This window comes from Gordonia sp. OPL2 (assembly GCF_003797825.1).
Lineage (GTDB): Bacteria > Actinomycetota > Actinomycetes > Mycobacteriales > Mycobacteriaceae > Gordonia.
Map to the genome: position 1 here is coordinate 1 of NZ_RKME01000094.1, position 430 is coordinate 430.

Genomic DNA, 430 nt, shown 5'->3' on the forward strand with positions numbered 1-430 from the left:
GCTGTGAGCCGCGCGGCATCACGGCCGCTGGCTTCGATCAGCGCACGCAGGCCGACACAGCCCTGCCCCGCGCGCAGACGCCGCAGGCCCGCGCTGACCAGTGCCCGGTTGTTCGGATCCAGCGCCACCAGGTCGGCGACGGTGCCGACCGCCACCAGGTCCAGCAGCGTGGTCAGGTCCGGCCCCTTGCCATCGGCGAAGACGCCGGCCTCGCGCATGTGCCGGCGCAGCGCCATCAGCACGTAGAAGATCACGCCGACGCCGGCCAGCGACTTGCTGGGGAAGGCATCACCGTCGAGATTGGGATCGACGATGACATCGGCCGGCGGCAGCTGCGGCCCGGGTAGGTGATGGTCGGTGACCAGCACCTGCCAGCCCCGCGCCTTGGCCGCGGTCACACCCGCATGGCAGGCGATGCAGTGGTCGACCG

1 pseudogene is annotated in these 430 nt (G+C 71.6%); it reads right to left on the reverse strand.

Features of this window, described 5'->3' with window-relative positions:
• Window positions 1–398 (reverse strand): annotated as a pseudogene (locus EEB19_RS26440) (single-stranded-DNA-specific exonuclease RecJ); the annotation flags it as partial.
• Window positions 399–430 lie beyond the last annotated feature (32 nt).